The sequence below is a fragment of the Pseudomonas sp. NPDC098747 genome (genome assembly GCF_044760045.1).
Taxonomy (GTDB): domain Bacteria; phylum Pseudomonadota; class Gammaproteobacteria; order Pseudomonadales; family Pseudomonadaceae; genus Aquipseudomonas.
This window is the reverse complement of record NZ_JBIWAL010000022.1, coordinates 1-1,198: the sequence shown is the minus strand read 5'-3', so window position 1 is coordinate 1,198 and position 1,198 is coordinate 1. Positions and strand designations below refer to the sequence as shown.

Sequence of the window (1,198 nt, the reverse complement as noted above, 5' to 3'; positions counted from 1 at the left end):
CGATCGAACCGAACAGCTTGCCTTCGTCGCCAGCGGTGGCAGTGATAGTCACTTCCAGCTCGGCCAGTTGGGCAGCACGGCTTTCAGCCGATGCTTTACGGTCTGCGGCAGCCTTTTCCAGGTCGGCGCGACGCTCTTCGAACGCAGCAATGTTTGCTGGGGTCGCTGCGGTAGCCTTGCCGTAAGGCAGCAGGTAGTTACGACCGTAACCGGCCTTAACGTTTACTTTGTCACCCAGGTTGCCCAGGTTGGTGACTTTTTCCAGAAGGATCAGTTGCATGTGAAAATCCTCTAACTTTTAACCTTCACCGTTCGCGCTGTCGGTGTCTTTCGACACGTGACGACCGCGAAAATCAATCAGGCTGTCGACAATGGCCAAGACCACTAGCAACGGATAGATCAGCTGCATGAACAGCAACAGCGTGACGTACAACCCCACCAGCCAGAAACCGGCCAGTCGCTTCTGCCCGACCAGCCCATGAATCAAGGCAAGTCCGGCGAACACCAGCGGTACACTGCACAACGGCGTCAACATGGCCATCTGTGCACCGAGATTCGGGCCCAGAAGCATCAACGCCAGCAGTAACATCGCCGGCCCCAGCGGGATCCGGATGGCGCGAAACTCGCGACCAAAACCACCCGGGTTGTACAACAACGCCTGCCAATGACGCCCGACAATCAGGCTCAGCACGCTGACGATCTGCAACAACGCCGCAATCAGTCCGGTCAGGACTGGCGCAATCAGGGACGCGAAACGCGCTTGCTCATCAACCGACAATTGCTTGTAGGTCTCACCGAGAAGCGCTGGCATGACCTTTATGAGGGCCTGCGCGAGCATCTCGATCTGGGCTGCAAACGCAGCCCCGAGCACCACTGAAAACACCACTCCAACGGCTACGCTGACCAGCAGCGTGCGAACCCAGGACTCACTTGCGCGTAAAACCAACGCAAGCCCCGAAGATCCCAAAAGCACCAGAAGGGCCCGTGGGTCATCGGCATACAACCACCAGATCAACGCTGGCAGCAGTCCCAGTGAAAGAACGCCAAGAGCGTCTTTCAATCCGCGCCGCAGAAGCACAAGGCTCCCGGCGGCAGCACCCAACCAATACAACAACGGCAATGTTGCACATCCGGCCACTACGAGAGTGGCCTGCATACGGCCTCGCATAATGAACTCAGCTAAGGCACGCATGCATTC

At 57.8% G+C, this 1,198-nt stretch carries 2 protein-coding genes; both read right to left on the bottom strand.

Annotated elements, in window-relative coordinates; genetic code table 11:
- Nucleotides 1-280 (bottom strand): 50S ribosomal protein L9 (gene rplI / locus ACIQVE_RS15315; RefSeq protein WP_402809696.1); only part of this gene is annotated, 280 nt, incomplete at its 3' end.
- An 18-nt stretch (nt 281-298) separates the two neighbouring features.
- On the bottom strand, nt 299-1,192 hold the full coding sequence (locus ACIQVE_RS15310) for a hypothetical protein (protein WP_150594047.1): 894 nt from the start codon (nt 1,190-1,192) through the stop codon (nt 299-301).
- Nucleotides 1,193-1,198: the final 6 nt, after the last annotated feature.